This window comes from Natrarchaeobaculum sulfurireducens (assembly GCF_003430825.1).
In the GTDB taxonomy this organism is placed as follows: domain Archaea; phylum Halobacteriota; class Halobacteria; order Halobacteriales; family Natrialbaceae; genus Natrarchaeobaculum; species Natrarchaeobaculum sulfurireducens.
The window spans coordinates 199,727-215,543 of the sequence record NZ_CP024047.1 but is presented as its reverse complement, the minus strand read 5'-3'; the positions used below and the strand labels follow the sequence as shown (position 1 = coordinate 215,543).

16 protein-coding genes and 2 pseudogenes are annotated in these 15,817 nt (G+C 61.4%); 8 read left to right on the top strand and 10 right to left on the bottom strand.

All coding sequences use genetic code 11. From position 1 onward, the window contains the following. A complete protein-coding gene (gene phnC / locus AArc1_RS02275) occupies positions 1 to 831 on the bottom strand; it encodes a phosphonate ABC transporter ATP-binding protein (protein WP_117362718.1) in 831 nt (276 codons plus the stop codon). Between the two features lie 36 nt (positions 832 to 867). Next, positions 868 to 2,065 (bottom strand): annotated as a pseudogene (gene phnD / locus AArc1_RS19640) (phosphate/phosphite/phosphonate ABC transporter substrate-binding protein). Between the two features lie 459 nt (positions 2,066 to 2,524). Between phnD and AArc1_RS02265 the strand changes: the two are divergent. Both AArc1_RS02265 and AArc1_RS02260 read left to right on the top strand, forming a co-directional pair. Beyond that, the gene (locus AArc1_RS02265) at positions 2,525 to 2,977 is read left to right on the top strand and encodes a beta-propeller fold lactonase family protein (RefSeq protein ID WP_228442370.1); all 453 of its coding nucleotides are present in this window, start codon (positions 2,525 to 2,527) and stop codon (positions 2,975 to 2,977) included. A 146-nt stretch (positions 2,978 to 3,123) separates the two neighbouring features. Next, positions 3,124 to 4,104 carry a DUF5787 family protein gene (locus AArc1_RS02260; protein ID WP_117362716.1) on the top strand — a complete coding sequence of 327 codons (981 nt, stop codon included), beginning with the start codon at positions 3,124 to 3,126 and terminating at the stop codon, positions 4,102 to 4,104. Between the two features lie 94 nt (positions 4,105 to 4,198). Here the strand turns inward: AArc1_RS02260 and AArc1_RS02255 are convergent, their stop codons facing one another. From AArc1_RS02255 to AArc1_RS02245, 3 genes are all read right to left on the bottom strand, one after another. Then, positions 4,199 to 5,023: an MBL fold metallo-hydrolase gene (locus AArc1_RS02255; RefSeq protein WP_117362715.1), complete on the bottom strand. Its 825-nt coding sequence runs from the start codon at positions 5,021 to 5,023 to the stop codon at positions 4,199 to 4,201. Between the two features lie 165 nt (positions 5,024 to 5,188). Continuing rightward, complete coding sequence (locus tag AArc1_RS02250) at positions 5,189 to 5,578, bottom strand: DUF2237 family protein (protein WP_117362714.1); 390 nt, start codon at positions 5,576 to 5,578, stop codon at positions 5,189 to 5,191. 66 nt (positions 5,579 to 5,644) lie between these two features. Then, a complete protein-coding gene (locus AArc1_RS02245; protein WP_117362713.1) occupies positions 5,645 to 7,120 on the bottom strand; it encodes an ATP-binding protein in 1,476 nt (491 codons plus the stop codon). A gap of 576 nt (positions 7,121 to 7,696) precedes the next feature. Between AArc1_RS02245 and AArc1_RS02240 the strand changes: the two genes are divergently transcribed. From AArc1_RS02240 to AArc1_RS02230, 3 genes are all read left to right on the top strand, one after another. Continuing rightward, a complete protein-coding gene (locus tag AArc1_RS02240; RefSeq protein WP_117365740.1) occupies positions 7,697 to 8,065 on the top strand; it encodes a universal stress protein in 369 nt (122 codons plus the stop codon). Between the two features lie 2 nt (positions 8,066 to 8,067). Further along, positions 8,068 to 8,643 carry a GNAT family N-acetyltransferase gene (locus tag AArc1_RS02235; protein ID WP_117362712.1) on the top strand — a complete coding sequence of 192 codons (576 nt, stop codon included), beginning with the start codon at positions 8,068 to 8,070 and terminating at the stop codon, positions 8,641 to 8,643. A gap of 330 nt (positions 8,644 to 8,973) precedes the next feature. Beyond that, positions 8,974 to 9,654, top strand: a complete 681-nt coding sequence (locus tag AArc1_RS02230) for a hypothetical protein (protein ID WP_228442369.1) — start codon at positions 8,974 to 8,976, stop codon at positions 9,652 to 9,654. 57 nt (positions 9,655 to 9,711) lie between these two features. Here the strand turns inward: AArc1_RS02230 and AArc1_RS02225 are convergent, their stop codons facing one another. From AArc1_RS02225 to AArc1_RS02210, 3 genes are all read right to left on the bottom strand, one after another. Continuing rightward, a complete protein-coding gene (locus AArc1_RS02225) occupies positions 9,712 to 10,533 on the bottom strand; it encodes an IS5 family transposase (RefSeq protein ID WP_117362711.1) in 822 nt (273 codons plus the stop codon). Positions 10,534 to 10,598: 65 nt separating this feature from the next. Next, positions 10,599 to 11,261 carry a hypothetical protein gene (locus tag AArc1_RS02220; protein ID WP_117362710.1) on the bottom strand — a complete coding sequence of 221 codons (663 nt, stop codon included), beginning with the start codon at positions 11,259 to 11,261 and terminating at the stop codon, positions 10,599 to 10,601. A gap of 253 nt (positions 11,262 to 11,514) precedes the next feature. Beyond that, the gene (locus AArc1_RS02210) at positions 11,515 to 11,973 is read right to left on the bottom strand and encodes a universal stress protein (RefSeq protein WP_117362709.1); all 459 of its coding nucleotides are present in this window, start codon (positions 11,971 to 11,973) and stop codon (positions 11,515 to 11,517) included. A gap of 159 nt (positions 11,974 to 12,132) precedes the next feature. On the opposite strand from AArc1_RS02210, the gene AArc1_RS02205 reads away from it, so the two are divergent. Next, complete coding sequence (locus AArc1_RS02205; protein WP_117362708.1) at positions 12,133 to 12,582, top strand: universal stress protein; 450 nt, start codon at positions 12,133 to 12,135, stop codon at positions 12,580 to 12,582. 61 nt (positions 12,583 to 12,643) lie between these two features. Continuing rightward, a complete protein-coding gene (locus AArc1_RS02200; RefSeq protein ID WP_117362707.1) occupies positions 12,644 to 13,873 on the top strand; it encodes a DHH family phosphoesterase in 1,230 nt (409 codons plus the stop codon). 91 nt (positions 13,874 to 13,964) lie between these two features. Here the strand turns inward: AArc1_RS02200 and AArc1_RS02195 are convergent, their stop codons facing one another. Then, complete coding sequence (locus AArc1_RS02195) at positions 13,965 to 14,663, bottom strand: hypothetical protein (RefSeq protein WP_117365738.1); 699 nt, start codon at positions 14,661 to 14,663, stop codon at positions 13,965 to 13,967. Positions 14,664 to 14,737: 74 nt separating this feature from the next. On the opposite strand from AArc1_RS02195, the pseudogene AArc1_RS02190 reads away from it, so the two are divergent. Next, positions 14,738 to 14,964 (top strand): annotated as a pseudogene (locus tag AArc1_RS02190) (restriction endonuclease); the annotation flags it as partial. Positions 14,965 to 14,977: 13 nt separating this feature from the next. Here AArc1_RS02190 and AArc1_RS02185 read toward each other — a convergent pair. After that, a complete protein-coding gene (locus tag AArc1_RS02185; protein WP_117362706.1) occupies positions 14,978 to 15,562 on the bottom strand; it encodes a flavodoxin domain-containing protein in 585 nt (194 codons plus the stop codon). Positions 15,563 to 15,817 lie beyond the last annotated feature (255 nt).

The window sequence follows — 15,817 nt, the reverse complement described above, 5'->3', positions numbered from 1 at the left end:
TCAGTCACCCGTAACCGCTGACTGTTCGCGGTCGCTCTCGTCGGTCACCGTATCGGATTCGGAGACGACGCTGAGCGATGAGTCACCGGCAATTGTTTCACCGCGATAGATGACGTCTTTGGCGTTGTCGTCGAGATCGGTCGTCGGGCCGTCGAAGACGAGCGAACCGTCGTGTAGGCCGAGGATTCGATCGGCGTATTCGACGGCCAGGTGGACCTCGTGGATGTTGATCAGAATCGGAATGTCACGTTTGGCTGCGATCTCCGTGAGCAGTTCCATCACAGCGTGGGAGGTTTCCGGGTCGAGACTGCTGGTCGGTTCGTCGGCGAGTAAGATCGTCGGCTCTTGAACGACGGCGCGGGCGATGCCGACACGCTGGCGCTGGCCGCCGGAAAGTTCGTCCGCCCGCTTGTTCTCCATCCCGCCGAGCCCAACCGTCTCGAGGACGTCGTAGGCCATTTCGACGTCCTTCTGAGGGAACGTTCGACGCAAAGCGGCCCAGTTCGAGACGTAGCCCAGCCGCCCCGAGAGGACGTTCTCCATTACGGTGAGCCGTTCGACGAGGTTGTATTCTTGGAACACCATCCCGATGTTTCGACGCGCCGCTTTCATTTCTCCCGCGTCGAGGGCGGTCAGTTCGGTGCCGTCGAGTCTGATCTCGCCCTCGGTTGGTTCGGTCAACCGATTGATACAGCGGATGAACGTCGACTTCCCGGCCCCACTTGGACCGATCATGGCGACGATCTCGTTTCCGTCAACGGTCGTCGAGACGCCGTGCAGCGCCTCGTCTCCCGTCGCGTACACTTTCCGTAGGTCAGTGACTTCGAGCATTGGTGGTGGAATAGCTAAATCGGCTGTCAGGCTGCGCTACAGGTTTTCTTCGTCGTACTCGACTTCGTTGAACTCCTGGTTGATCATCACGTCCTGCCAGTGGTTTACGTAGTCGACCTCGACGTACTGCGGATAGCCCGCTTCTTCACCGTAAGAGGTTCCCGACCAGTCGGTGTTGAGCCAGGTCTCTCGAGCGCCCTCGATGATCTCCTCGTGGAGGTTGTACCGGTAGCCGATCGGTCCCGGCGGGAACGGGTCCGCTGCCCAGACGACCTTGAAAGAGTCCCAGCTGATGTCGTCGACCGCGTCGATGGTCTGATCGACACAGGTGCTGCAGATCGGGCCGCAGTCGTAGTCGCCGTAAGCGATCCCGCGACCGGACTGTTCGTGGCCGCCGGACATCTCCGGATCGTAGTTCTCACCGACGGTGAGCCCGAAGTGTTCGTCGAACAGCGCTGCCGGTGCCTGGTGGCCGGAGTTCGAGGACTCCTCGGTGTGCGCCGCTCGGAAGTCGTTGAAGTCATCGACGCTCTGTATCTCGTCCATGTCGGCGCGAGTGATCGCGATCAGGCGGTAGCCGAACTGCCCGTCAGCTTCGAGGCCCATCGCCATCGGAACCATACCGGCCATGTTGACGCCGAAGGGGGGTGTTACCCGTCGCGAAGTTGGCGATGTGAATTCGCTCGGAGCGCATCCCTTCGACGACCGCCGCGTAGCTGTCGATCGTCTGGAACTCGACGTCTCGACCGGTTTCTTCCTCGAGCGTTTCGATCATCGGCTCCAAAATATCGCGGTACGCCGACTCGCTGTCTTCGCGGGGGAGCTCCGCGTAGACGATTGGGTCGGGATCAATCCACTCCGAAGAGTCATCCGGCCGCTCGGGTGGTTCGGTGCCATAGACGGCCTCGGTATTGCCGCGGTCGCCCATGTTCTCGAGGTCGAAGTCGCTCCCACGTACGTAGTCGTTCTCGTAGATGAGCCCACCGAGGTAGTTGGTGTTCTCCCAGTCGGGATTCTCTGGGTCGAAATCCGACGAGAGCATCGGGTCTTCGGGTTCGGCGCCGTTGTTGCCGTTGCTACCGCCGCTGTCGCCACCGAGGCCAGCTCCGGCCTGGCCCCCGTCGTCCTCGTCACTCAGACACCCTGCCAGGGCTGCCGTCCCGAATGCACCGCCTGCCAGTACGAATTCGCGTCTCGAGGGTCGTCCACTGAAGCCTGACTGTCGTTTCGTCATCACCAGTTGGTCCGTACGCCTCCCTAAATACCTATTATATTTCTTATATGTTTGTAGAGTTAAGCGCACGTACCGTACTCGTGACGCTACCGTGTCTACGGTATGCACATAGCCGAACTGTCCAGAACGTAGTTGATCGTATGCCACTGTCCCAATTATGCGGAATATTGACTCTAAAGCGACTGAAACCCCAGTATTCAAATCCACAGAAAATGAGTGTCGACCGTGTTACGGAAGCGACTCCTCCGGCGCGGTCCGACCGAGCCGCCCGGGTTCGACCCGGCTACGATTCCCGGACAACCGACCGATCGGACGCTGACCATCGACGGAGACGAGTTTCACTGTCGAACGGTCACCTCGCCCGATGGAGAGTGGACACTGGCGTTTGGGCAACGAGCAGACCGAGCTACATCCCGGGCGTTCCGAATACGAAACGATCGAGTCGTCGACTGGCGGTCAGTGTCACGACCCACTCATGGTGCGATCGCAAACGATGGGACCGTAGCGCTCGTCTCCGGGACCGGACCGTCCGACGTCGGTGGCTCCCTCGAGGTCTTCGACGGGGAAGAGATCCACCTCGAGCGGCAGTTCAACGCGACCACTGGGCTCCCGGCGATCCGTGCCGACGGATCGTTCGTCGCCGTCTCGACACGGCCGCCGGCGTCGACTGTAACCCTGTTCGACGTCGGGGCAAACAGGGCAGTAGCCGCGCAGACGGTTCCCCGCCGAACACCGCGAGTGCTCGGATTTCACGGCGACGGCGAGTACCTCTACGTCGGGATTCGACGCAACGACGACCCGTATCTCGCCCTCGACACCACCGGAACGGTCCTCTGGGGAAGCGATCGATTTCGGGCGAGTCGGCCGCTCCGAGCTCGTCTCGAATCGCTCACCGAACAGCTCCGTTCCTGACCGATCGAACGAGGGAGTCGACACACGACGTTCCGTCGAGGCGAGCCACTCGAGGCGGTGACACCCTCCCCACACTGAAGGCGAAGTGTTCGCCTCGAATCACCGTAACCGGACGGCTTTTTTCGCCATCTCCCCTCCATCAGACCGTGTCGGAGTTCGCGTTCGAACTCGCGCTGTGTGCCCACCTCGAGGGCGCTCGTGAGGAGATCATCGCCCGCCAGCTCGGCGCCAGCGTCGCCGATCCTGGAGGCCGCATTCTCGATGTCGTCTGTGTCGAGCCTGGCCCCGGGTTCGACGACCGGACGGCCATCACGAGCGAGTCGATCCCCGACGCCGCGATCGAGTCTGCCGTCGGGCCCGGCCGCGCCCGCTACTGGAAAGACGCCTTCGACTGCCACCCCGACCGTGCCCGCCGGGCGACCGAGCGGGCGCTCGAGATCGGCTTCTTCGAGTCCCACCGCCTCAAGGGCCGCGAGTACGTCCGACAGGTCGCTCGCTACCCCGACTGGTACGGCCGCATCGTCGGCATCGAGAACAAACCCGACCTCGGTCGCCCAGGTGACCTCGAGGCGCAGTTGCGTACTGACGTCAGCCTCGCGCTGGTCGATGCGGCCGTCCTCGCGACTGAGAGCTACGTGACGCGAGCGCATTTGAACCGCATCCCCGAGGAAGTGGGCGTCTGGCGAGTCCATCGCGACGAGACGGGCGACGTGTGCGAACTCGAGGTCGTCCGCGAACCGGTCTCACTTCCCGTCGAACGGCCGGGGATCGAACCGCTCGCCTACGAACCCGGCCGGACCGACGTCGCCGTGGTCGACGCCGAGGCGAAAGCCCGACGACGACGACGGATCGCCGAGCGGGCCTACGGCAAGGGCTGGCGCACCTACGGTTTCCCCGGCTGTGCGAACGGCGATCCCGTCTCCTCGAGCGGCGCGACGCTCCCCTACTGTGCGTGGGCGGGTCGCGTCGTCGACGTGGAATCGGAGTGTGGCCCGTCGTGTCCAGGCTACGAACCGGTGGAGCGCCCAGCAGTCGACCTCGAAGCCGAACGGGACCGCCTGAGTCCCTGGATCGCCGACCCAGTCGGCAAGCAACGGCGACAGTCCGGCCTCGACCGGTTCGGCTGACGGCCTCGAGTCGGGGCCATCTCGAGCCGACGCCGACGAGAGGCGCGAGCGGGGCGTCGTCGCCGACTACACAAACCGACGGCTGTGGCCAGTATCAGATCGTGTACTGCTCGCCGTCGACGGCCAGTGGCTCCTCGAAGGCTTCATCGGGCGGATAGTAGTGGGCAACGTGGACCAGTCGCGTTCGGTCGGCATTCAGGTCCTCGGCGAGCGCAAGCGCACCCTCTCGAGTCATGTGTTTCGTCCCGAAGGTGCGTGGAACACCGTTTTCGTCCTCGTGGCGGCCACCGGCGGGATGATAGTCACAGAGGTGGGCCGGGACGATTGCGTCGGCGAGCAAGAGGTCCGGCTCGGCAAGCGCTGCCCGCGATCGCTCCGGGACGTTGTAGCTCGTATCACCGGAGATCGAGAGTTTTGCCCCCGTTATCGGGTCCTCGATCGCGACGCCATAACAGACCAGCGGCGGGTGCTCGACCGGAACCAGCGTCACATTGAAGCCACAGACGTGGATCGGCTCGAGCGGCGTCGTCGGACAGACGTCGATCACGTGAAGGTAGTGGTAGTCCTCGGCGACCGTTTCGGCGACGCTCCGGCCCGTCTGTGGATCAGTCTCGTCGGCCGCGTACACCTCGAGGGAGTCGACGACGCGAAAGAGGTTCCCGAGGCCGTCGAGGTGGTCGAAATGGACGTGCGTGACGACGGCGGCGTCGGGGATGGAAACGTCTTCGCGCAAGAACTGGTATCGGAAGTCGGGGCTGAAGTCGATCAGTAACGACTCGTCGAGGCGTTCGTTCTCGACGTGTACCGAAAAGCGAGTGCGCTCGATCCCCTCCTCACGGGCACGTTCGCAGGTTTCACAGTCACAACCGACGGTTGGCGTCCCAGTGGTGTCGCCAGTGCCCAGAAGCGTCACGCGCACGGGACGGTCACCTCCCTGGCCGTGGCTCGTGGCGGCGTCTGCGCCGTCCGCGTCGACGCCGTGGCGTGCGGTCGTCGGCGTGTCCCGAAGCCGTCCATCGTTCGTCGGCCCGACATTCGAAGGCGGTGCTTAAGGATGTTCCCCGCCGCCGCGGGCGGTCTGCGCTCACTCCCCGTCGCCGATCGGCGTGCCGTCGTACTCGTACTCGCGAAGTATATCGGGCTCTACGTCCCGGAGGACGGCCTCGTGGGTCGCCTCGAGGACGACCGGGGGTGCACAGTCGGCTTCGAGGGCCTCGATCCAGCGGCCGAGACAGAGACACCAGCGGTCGCCCGCCTCGAGGCCGGGAAAGTCCAATTCGGGCCGTGGCGTGAGCAGGTCGTTTCCCTGGGCGGCGCTGAACTCGAGGAACGACTCGGTCATCACCGCACAGAGCTCGTGGCGGCCGTGGTCGCCCTCGACGCGACGACAGCAACCGTCGCGCAGAAAGCCCGTCGTCGGATCGGTGCTGCAGGGCTCGAGTTCGCCCCCGTAGACGTTGCGATCGGAAGGCACGTCCGTCGAGTCGGGCGACGGACCGAAAAAGGGTTGGAAACCGGCGATTCGACGGCTACTGCCGGTTCAGTGATCGTGGTCGTGGTCGTGGCTGTGATCGTGGTCGTGGTCCTGGCTGTGGTCGTGGTCGTGGCTGTGATCGTGGCCGTGGTCGTGGCTGTGATCGTGGCCACCGTCGCTCGCCTTTCCGAGGTCGCCGCCGGCGACGAGCGCGTCGTGGTCGCCGCCCATCATGTCCATGTTCTTCAGCGTATCGCGCTCTTCGAACTCCTCGACGGCGTTCAGCAGATCCTCCTGGGTCAGTCGCGTTCGATCCTCGGTCAGCGCCTCGAGGACGGCCTCGCGGAGCACCATCCGAAGGTCGCTGCCGGTGAGCCCCTGGGTAACCTCGGCGATTAGCTGGGGGTCGAACTCGTCGATGTCCATCTGTCGGGTGATGACCCGGAGGATGTCCGCCCGCATGTCGTAGTCGGGCTTGGGGAAGTTGATGATCTCGTCGAACCGGCGCCAGGCGGCCTCGTCGAGCTGGTCGGGATGGTTCGTCGCGCCGATGAGCAAGACGTCGTCTTCGATGAGCGAGATGTTGTCGATGCTCTTAAGCAGCGTGTTGACCGCCCGCTTGAGCGCGGCGTGTTCGTCGCTTCGGCGGGTCTTCGCGACGAAGTCGAACTCGTCGATGAACAGAATACACGGCGAGAGGCGTTTGGCGACTTCGAACGTCTTGTCGACGTTTTTCGCCGTCTCACCGAGATACTGGGAGGTGATCATCGAGAGTTTGACCTCGACGAACGGCAGGTCCATGTCCTGGGCCAGTGCCTGGGCAGTCGAGGTCTTACCCGTCCCTGGGGGACCGACGAAGAGCAGTTTCCCGATCTCCCGAAGGCCGATCTGGGAGAGATATTCGCGGTGTTCGATCGCCTTTGCGATCTTATCGAGTTCGTTCTCCTGATCGGCCGTCAACACGAGATCGTCGAGGGACATCTCGACCTCTTCGGGTGCACGCACCTCGACGAGGTCCAGCATCTCCTCGTCGTCTTCGGTGTCGAAATACTCCTCGAGCAGGCCGTCGATCCAGACCCGGTCGGCCTGGATTGGCCGGTTTCGGTCGCGAGCGTCCTCGTGGCTGACGTCGAACGCGTAGTCGTCGTGGTCGGCGAAGTACTTCGCGAGCGTCGGGTTCTCGAGCAAGCGCTCCTCGTCGACGCGGTCGGCGAACCACTGCTCGGCGAGTTCCCGGTCTGCGAAGGTGAGCGTGCCGGAGAACTCGTCGCGTTCGGTGAACATCAGTTCGGAGACGGCCTCCCACGGCTGGGGGACGTCGGTTGCCTCGCGTGCTGTAGTCGCCGTCATCGACAGCGGGCGGCTGATCCCGGCCGGCGTCGAAACGCCGTCGCCACGATCCTCGCCGTCGGCGTCGGCACTGCCAGTCCAGTACACTCGGCGGTACGACGGCGGCAGGTCGTTCTCGTCTAGGGTCCTGTCGTCGGAGTACACGCTCGCCGTAAGCATGAATTCGACGACGTCGAGCGCCGCATCACTCATTCGGTCCACATACTCACCACATGCTCTTAACGGCGTCGTCATCCGCGGCGCATGCGACGACGGCACGTACAGCCGGTCACGTTCCGGTTTTCCGGCCAGCGAGCGGAACTCGAGGCGACTGGCTGGCTCGCAACCGCGCCCCTCGAGTGGCGATGACGGCCGAACGTTGACGGAGACGAATCAGATCGAAAGAACCCCGACAGAAATAGCCCAAAAATTTTTTTTAGAGCCTATTAAGAAACATACGTTTGGTTTTATTCGCTACATAGTCGATTTTGCACCGTCAAAAACACTTATTAGCATACGTTCCAATGGTTGTAGTATCGAGGTGGTGAAAACGAACACGACCGATATCAGACATTCAGTAGACGGCCCGCCTGGGTCCTCAGCCCACAGTGGCCGTATTCCTGTGTGCATACCGCGATGCGCTCTTGTGGCAGGCAGTTTTTGGCTGTGAAAGTCGATTTTTTACTCGAAAAGGGCCAGCGTCGACTACGGCCCAGGAGCTGGCGTTCGGTCCAACGAAGAGACAACAGCGGCGCAACGATTTTCGTCCGTCGGCTCACACGCATGGACATGAACGTCTTAGTGGGTCTTGGCGGCAGCGACGAATCGGTCAAGACGCTTCGCCAGACGATCGATCGCAGCACCGAGGCAGGCGACGAGCTAACTATCGCCGTCGTCGAAAAGCCCGAGTCGAAACGGTCACAAGAAGAGATGTGCGAGGAAGCCACGGGGTTGCTCGAGGAAGCTGGCGCTGACGCCGAAATAGTCGCACTCGAGGGCGACCCGGGTAGTGCACTCGTCGACTACGCCGAGCAGGGCGAGTTCGACCAACTGGTCATCGGCGGTGGGACGCTCTCGCCGATGGGCAAGATCCAGCTCGGGCCGATCGCCGAGTTCGTGCTGTTGAACGCGCCGACGACGGTCAAGCTGGTGCGATAACGATGACCGGAACGCGAACGTACCCCGACGAGGCGTCGGGCCCGTTCCCGTCGCCGCCGACGCGATTCGATGACAAAGACGGCCGGCCGATCGAGATCGTGAGTCTCGAGTCGTTCGATGGCGAGGCGTTCGATACCGTCGTCGAGATGTACACCAACTTCTCTCCCGAAGATCGCGCCCAGGGTATCCCGCCGACCGGGGAGGATCGCATCCGCGACTGGCTCGAGGCGATCGGGAGCGCCAGCATCAACGTCGTCGCCCGGCACGACGGCGACGTCATCGGCCACGCGGTGTTAGTCCCCGAAACTGACGATCCATCGTCGATCGACGACCGCGGCAACCTCGAGTGGGAACTCGCGATTTTCGTCCTGCAGGACTACCAGCGCGCCGGAATCGGCACCCAGTTGCTCGAGGGACTGCTCGGTCGTGCCATCGAACAGGGGGTCGAACGGGTCTGGCTCACCGTCGAGCGATGGAACAGTCCGGCGATTGCCCTCTACGAGCGGGTGGGCTTCGAGGCGAGCGGAACCGAGAGCTTCGAACAGGAGATGGCGATCAGGCTCGGCGACGCGGCGTAAGGGTCGGTGCGGTTCGAAGACGGCCGCCGGCGTGGCGGAAGCGCGGACAACCACCTCTACCTGACCGTGTCCTCGTCAAGCACTGTCCGAATCTTGGACGGTTCGCATTCCAACTCCCGGGGACACGGCAAAGGGGAGTGGGATCAGTTCTGTCGTCTCGATAGGTGCTATCGAGATTTCACCAATCGGCTCTGTTGAAACCCTATTCTTTAGATATGTACTCGCGTGAATCTACTGGACACTACACAAGTGAACTGACCGAATAGCATAGAACAAATAACGGTTTGACCTTTGAGAAGACACTTACCTCTCTACTATGAATCATTTGATATGAACCGTCGTGACGTCCTTGCTACGATGGGAATATCTCTCAGTACTCCTCTCGTTGGTTGTCTCCAAACCAGCAATACTGGAAGTGAGAACGAAGAACAGGAATACGAAGAGTGTTATCTCATTGAGATACAATATGAATGGTTCCCTCAAGACATCAAAGACGAAGTTGACACTGCACTTGAAGAAGGGAGCTACGAAACTGATACGTTACTGTTTGCTGAAGCCGTTGACGCTGAAGAGTCATATCTGGTAGTAAACGACACTCCATACGAACCGATCGTTGAGACTTCCAACGAGACACAGACTCTCGAACTCCACGAAGTTGACGTTATTCGGACGCCCGAGCCGAGAAACATTCGCGTCCACAACGACGACGACCGCAAACACGAGGTGCATGTAGAATTGACAAATGGAGAAACGTTCGTTGCTGAAACCATCACTCTGGACTCGGGAGAAGAAACCGAACTCGAAGCAACCGACAGGTTCGGCACCTACAATCTCTCCGCTCGAACACTTACCGGCCACGGTGCCGAAGAATACGATTACAGATACTCAATTAGTGATTCGACCCGAGACGCGTACGTCACGATAACTGAGGATGAGGTGCGAGTGAGTCATACCGAATCTGACCTTGAACCATGTTCGTGGGATGTCACAGGGTCAAGGTTTCCTAACTAATTCCTGAAGTTCAATTATTATTTACTTGTCCGTTCAGTACACACTCTGTACTGGTCGTTAGATTGCTTGGTCAAGATTGTGGACGATACACGCAAGAGCGAGTTCACGGACCTGCTTCCACCAGCGTCGTGAACGGACGAACGATCCGTACTTCCGCTTGAGCGTTGAGTTGACTGTCTCTGATTGACTCCGTTGGCCGTAGAGGTCGGCGTCTAAGCGTGCGTTCCATGCCTTGTGAAGCGGTGTGAACTCACGATGCTTGATTAGTGGACGAATCTCGTGTTGACGGGCAAGCCGCCTGATTTTCTGGTCGTCGTAGCCTTTGTCTCCGAGCAGGATGTCGATAGTCTCGGGGTTGCGTTTGATCAGCGACGGAGCGATCTGGCTATCGTGTTTTCGTGTCGTCGTCACGTGTAAATCAAGAACTGCGTTCACTTTGGAATCGACGAGCAGTGTTACTTTGAGTTGCTGAATCGTGAGTTCGGCGCGTTTCGTGTAGTGTTTTGAGGCGTGACTGCGGTCGAAACCCGAAGCATCGATCCCCGCAACGCCGTTGGTCGGGAGCAGTGAAACAGAGAGATTGAGCAGCACTCGCCAGACTGCCATATCGAGTCTATCGAACGCTTTGCACAGTGTTGATGGGGCTGGCAGTTCAGTGAGATTGATCGCGTTCCGGATACGGGGCATCTCGATGAGCTCATCGAGGAGTGTACGATAGGTCGTGTTCTTCCGAAGCTTGAGACAGAGGAGAACGATGTGCTGATGGAGCGTGTAGCGTTGTTTCGAGAATTTCGAGGAATATCGAGCAACAGCACGTTTCGCTAACTGAAATGCTTCCTCGACAAACCGGAGCAACCGAGACTTTGGGAGGGTCTGCATCTACTCAAACTACCGACTGAACCTGTAACTCACCAAGTATTTCAATAGAGCCATAATTTTAGAATTTAATCTTCTTGGATCCAGTTTCGGCGACATAATACGGGTAGCACAGCCGTATAGTGTCTCTCTTCAAACGCCATAGTCACTTCAACGGATCTTGGAACGATTTCTACAACCTCCTCAAAATCCACTGCAGGTTCGCTGAGTTTTGTTCCATCAGCGGTATAACTCGTTTCATGATTGACTATAACGCCCAATTCAATTTCCCTTATAAACATTGATTCGTCAACATCATCCGAAATATCGGCTAACTCTACGACCCCTGTTTCTACGAGAATCTCTGAATCCAGTCCCTCGTTTTCGATTACCCCCCGAACGTGTCCAGAGCCAGCATCTGCAGCTCTCCGCGTACCCCACTCATCAAACGACATCTCAGTACTTCCTGCTCGGTCATACTCGATATAGACTGTATCTTCTTCTTCGATGTACTCGTACTCGCGTTCGGGTTCGGCTTCTATCGATGCTAGATCACCCTCTCCAAGTTTGCTTTTTGGCTCGAATCCGGGATTAAAATCGTCTGCAAATTCTCCGCTGTCACTGGAGTCATTATCAGTATTGGATTGTTCGAGAGAACTATTATCGCCACTTTCGCCCCCGCTTTCGCTGAGGCATCCAGTGAGAGTCACTGAAAGTGTACCAATCGCGCCGAGTAGTACACGACGGTTCATATTAAATTCACCACCCTAGAATCATAAATATTTTCCGTCAGTGGATTTTCGAATGGGAACTCGAGACATAGATGTTTCTGAACTGATGGTATCCTGGCCTCTCAGCAGGTCGGCTTCGAGGCGACCGGCACCGAGAGCTTCGAACAGGAGATGGCGATCCGGCTCGGCAACGAGTAACGCCGAACGACGGGCGTCCACAACGGTCGGCGAAGCGGGGAATCAGTATCCCGTCTCGCTTCAGCGCAGACGGGTATCAGACGGAGAGAACGGGCTGGCTCGCATACGAAAGGACGTATCCGGCGGCTTGTTCGAGGACGTCCGCTGACGTGTCGGTCACCGACTCGCGCGGCAGGATGATGAAATCGGCATCGACGAGATCAGCCGTATCGAGGACGACGTTCCCCGGATGTCGCGTCTTGATGCTCTGTGAGAAGCCGTCGTCGACGGAGGTTATCAGCGGAACGTCTGATTCGGCTGCAATCTGTCTGACGCCGTCGAAGAACTCCCGAGTGTTCGTCGCCACGTCGGCCTCGTCGACCGTACCGGCGTTCATACCCTGGATGACGCCCCGACCGAGTACGAACAGGGCGTGAACCGACGCGTCGTACCGATCGGCGACCGCGACGGCGTACTCGAGGGCGGTAACGGATTCGTCGCTGCCGTCGACCGGCGCGAGTACGGTCTCGACGGTAAACGGCACGCTATCGTCCATACGCGCCAGTGAGTCGTCCGATGCAAAAAAGCCTCCCCCCGAAGACGGGCGGACTCGAGTGGCGTGACCGTCGGTCCGGTGGCCCACCGAAGGCGACACGACCGTCGGCCCGACGACCCACCGCAGGTGTTTAAGCCCCCGCGGGGACAATCGCCGGCCATGTTCGATACGGTCGTGGTCGCAACCGACGGCTCGGAAAGCGTCAAACGGGCCGTCGACGTCGCGCTCGACCTCGCCGGCCGCTTCGGTGCCGAGGTCCACGCGCTTTCAGTCGTCGACGCCAGCGAGGTCGACGCCTCGCCCGAACAGCTCCGCGAGGAGTTACGAACCGCCCTCGAGACCACCGCCGACGCGGCACTCGCAACCGTCGAAGATCGCACTGATCAGCAAGTCATCACTGCGGTCCGTCAGGGTCGACCGGCCAACGAGATCTGTGAGTACGCCCGCGAGGTCGACGCCGATCTGGTCGCGACCGGAACGCGCGGCCGCCACGGTGAGAATCGGCTCCTGCTCGGGAGCGTCGCCGAACGTGTCGTCCGCACGTCGCCGGTGCCAGTGTTGACGGTTCGCCAGCTCGAGCCCGCCGACGAGGCGAACGTCGACGCCTGAGACGGGACGACGTGCGTTCGAGACCGGGGGGTACTTCCCTCGGGGCCGCCCAGAAACGGGTATGTACGACGAACTTATCGACAGCGGCGACCTGCCACTCGCCCGCAAGTCGGTTCTGCCGGGCACCGGGTTCTTTCTCCCCGACTCGCTCGAAGAAGACGTCGAAGACGAGCAGGTAGCCGCCGCACTCGAGGGGGCCGAGGTGGCGGTCGTCGCTGACGCTGACGCCGACGGTCTGGCCTGTGTCGCGTTGATCCGTGAGGCCTACGACGACGTCCAGCAGATTCCGGAGCCGGACGAAGACGACGAGGACACAGCCGACGAACCCGACCGGGATGCGACGGACGCCGACGCGGCTGCCCTCGAACCCGACGCGCCGATCTCCGAGGCCGAGCCAACACCCCACGCGGTCGCGCTTATCCCGGCGAGTCCGCACAACGTCGAGGACGCGCTCGCTCGCGTCGCCGAGTACGGCGACGAGGGCATCGATTGCTACGTGTGTGACCTCGCGCCGGACCGCTACGAGTACGTCGAAGACGAACTCGAGGCCGCACTCGAGACCGCGGCTCACGTCGCGTGGTACGACCACCACCAGTGGGACGACGAGGTTGCCGACGCAGTCCGCGAGGCGGGTGTCGACCTCGTCGTCGGCGACTCCGAGGAGGAGTGTTCGGCCGACGTCGTCTATCGGTCGCTCGAGTACGAGTTTTCGGCGATGTACGACGAACTGGCCGCGGTAACCCGCGACCACGACCTCTGGCTGCGCGAGGACCCCCGAAGCGACGACCTGGCGGATTACGCCTACTGGACCGACCCCGCGGAGTACGTCGAGGTCGTCCGCGAGTACGGCGTCGACCTCCCCGAGTGGGTCCAGGAGTTCATCCGTGAGCGACGCGTCGAGAAGGAGGCGCTGATCGACCAGGCCGTCACCCGCGCGGAGTTCCGCGAAATCGGTGGCTACACCGTCGGCGTCACCTACGGGCGCTGTTCGCAAAACGAGGTCGCCGAGGCCATGCGCGAGGAAGGGGCCGACGCGTCGGTGGTCGTCAAACCCGCGGGCTCGGCGTCCATCCGCGGCACCGACGAGTTCGAGCGTTGCCACGAGGTCGCTGGCAAGGTCAACGGTGGCGGCCACCCCAAGGCTGCGGGCTGTAAGCCGGACATCTACGACGACATGCTCGATTACGCAAACCACTGGGTCACCCGTGGTGCAGTCGCCAAGCGGACCATCCTGAACGCGTTCGAAGCCGTCGTCGACGAGGAACTCGAGGACGACGCGACCGACGCGTAAGGAGACGAAGCCGGTTCGGACGAGCGAGGAAGAGAGACCGTGAAACGACAGGAAGTGCGGTTGTGTCGGGGTCGGCCGACGCCAGTCCGGCTCAGTCCTGCGAGAGGACGTATCGCATCACGAGCTGCAGGACGTGGACGAAGACACCGGCGACGGCGATATAGACGCCGATCGTCTGCAGCGCCACCGAGGCGTTGCGCCGATCCCGGACCTCCCAGATCTCGTAGCCGAGTCGCAAGAGGAATCCGAGGAAGATCAGGACGAACCCGACGAGTAACAACACCGGCAGGACGAACGAGCCGACGGCGATGACGACGATGCCGCCGAGGAACGCGAAATTGGCGAACCGGCCCCAGTGTTCGAACGTGATCGATCGGCCGTAGACGTACCCCGAGATGGCGGCCGTCCCGAGGGCGGTGACGACGACGGTCACTCCGAGGATCTGCAGGTGGGTCTCCGGCGGCGCGAACGAGAGCACGCCGGCCCCGAAGATGGCGAACGCAAACACCAGAAGCACCGTCCCGACGAACGCGACGCCCATATCGCCGCCTTTGACGCCGCGTTCGGCGATCAGTTCGCCGACGAAGATGGCGGCCCCGTAGACGAGCACGCCCAGGATCGGCGCGGTGCCGAACAGGTAGTCGTTGACCGTCGCGAGCGGCGTCGCGACGAAGGCGTACATGAGCGCGACCGTCACCGCCATCAGCCCACTCGCGCCGCCGATCACCCGGACCTCGCGACTCGAGAGGCCGGACTCGTGTGCGGATTCGTGGGTCTCGAAGGAACTCATCGCCGGGAGGTTGCCCATCGCGGAGGAAAAGCCTGCCTCTTGTCGGCGACCGAGTCGGTTGGTCGTCGGCGCTCGAGCGACTCGAGGGTGAGCCGGTCTGTACGGCTGTGCAGTCACCGAACGGTTCGCGTTGAAGACGAAGTCCTTCTACGACGAAGAGAACCGCGAGACGTTCCGCGAGGAGTACGCCGCGATGGCGCTTCACGAGAAGGCGATGGAAAACCCCGCACTCGCCGTGGCAGGAATCCTCGCGGTCGTCACGTTCGGGCTCGTCGTCGTGGATGCAGTCGGCCTCGTCTGAGCCGAGTGCGGGCTCAACCAGTCGAGCCGGTCGGTGGCTCGAGCAGCGTCGCGAACTCGCGTGCAAACGACTCTACGTCCTCCCAGTCGGTGTACTCGTAGTCCCGCGAGGTGTCGGTGTCGCCGCTCGACCGGCCGGCGAGAAAGCGCATCAAGAGCCGTTTGAGCCGCCCGTACTGGCTGTATTTCAACGCACCAGCGACGACCAGCGTCGCGTCCGGATCCCAGCCGGTCGTCTCGAGGAACTCCTCGATATAGCCCCTGGCTGGCGCTCGCTGGGCGGGCGTTTCGCGTGCCGCGGTGAGACTCACCGAAAAGAACGCCGAGGGAGCCCGGTTCAGAACGTCGACGTTGGTGCGAACGAACTCGGTGACCGGCCGCTGGTGGCTTCCACCGTGGATCGATGCGCCGACGATGACGCCGTCGAACGATCCTACTTCGAGGTCCGCCGGGTGGGCAGCAGCGTCGACCAGCGTGACGCGATGGCCCTCGTTCTCGAGTGCGGTGCGCATTCGTCTGGCGACCGTCGCGGTCTGGCCCTCGCTCGAGCCATAACAGACGAGGATCGTCGGCTCACTGCCGTTGTCGAGCCCGGACATACTGCACGGACGGGCGCAAAGTGTATCAAACACCCCCGTCGACAGCACGGAGCGAACAGGGCGGGGGTGAATCGCGTTAGCTCCGGTGAGACACCACCGAGTTACTGCCGGTCTTGAGTCTCCAACGCTTCAAGGCCTGCTTCGATAAGCTCTCGATACGCCTCTTCGAGGGGTTGATCCTGTTCCTCGGCGTAATCTTTCACCCGTCCGTTTAGCGTATATGAGGTATTGATGTTTGGTCGTATTTATGTCCAA

Bases quoted from the DNA above. Each gene is read 5' to 3' on its own strand.
- AArc1_RS02185 (WP_117362706.1), bottom strand. From the start codon at position 15,562: ATGTCCGGGCTCGACAACGGCAGTGAGCCGACGATCCTCGTCTGTTAT.
- AArc1_RS02205 (WP_117362708.1), top strand. From the start codon at position 12,133: ATGTTCGATACGGTCGTGGTCGCAACCGACGGCTCGGAAAGCGTCAAA.
- AArc1_RS02225 (WP_117362711.1), bottom strand. From the start codon at position 10,533: ATGCAGACCCTCCCAAAGTCTCGGTTGCTCCGGTTTGTCGAGGAAGCA.
- AArc1_RS02220 (WP_117362710.1), bottom strand. From the start codon at position 11,261: ATGAACCGTCGTGTACTACTCGGCGCGATTGGTACACTTTCAGTGACT.
- AArc1_RS02235 (WP_117362712.1), top strand. From the start codon at position 8,068: ATGACCGGAACGCGAACGTACCCCGACGAGGCGTCGGGCCCGTTCCCG.
- AArc1_RS02240 (WP_117365740.1), top strand. From the start codon at position 7,697: ATGAACGTCTTAGTGGGTCTTGGCGGCAGCGACGAATCGGTCAAGACG.
- AArc1_RS02210 (WP_117362709.1), bottom strand. From the start codon at position 11,973: ATGGACGATAGCGTGCCGTTTACCGTCGAGACCGTACTCGCGCCGGTC.
- AArc1_RS02245 (WP_117362713.1), bottom strand. From the start codon at position 7,120: ATGAGTGATGCGGCGCTCGACGTCGTCGAATTCATGCTTACGGCGAGC.
- AArc1_RS02195 (WP_117365738.1), bottom strand. From the start codon at position 14,663: ATGAGTTCCTTCGAGACCCACGAATCCGCACACGAGTCCGGCCTCTCG.
- phnC (WP_117362718.1), bottom strand. From the start codon at position 831: ATGCTCGAAGTCACTGACCTACGGAAAGTGTACGCGACGGGAGACGAG.
- AArc1_RS02200 (WP_117362707.1), top strand. From the start codon at position 12,644: ATGTACGACGAACTTATCGACAGCGGCGACCTGCCACTCGCCCGCAAG.
- AArc1_RS02230 (WP_228442369.1), top strand. From the start codon at position 8,974: ATGAACCGTCGTGACGTCCTTGCTACGATGGGAATATCTCTCAGTACT.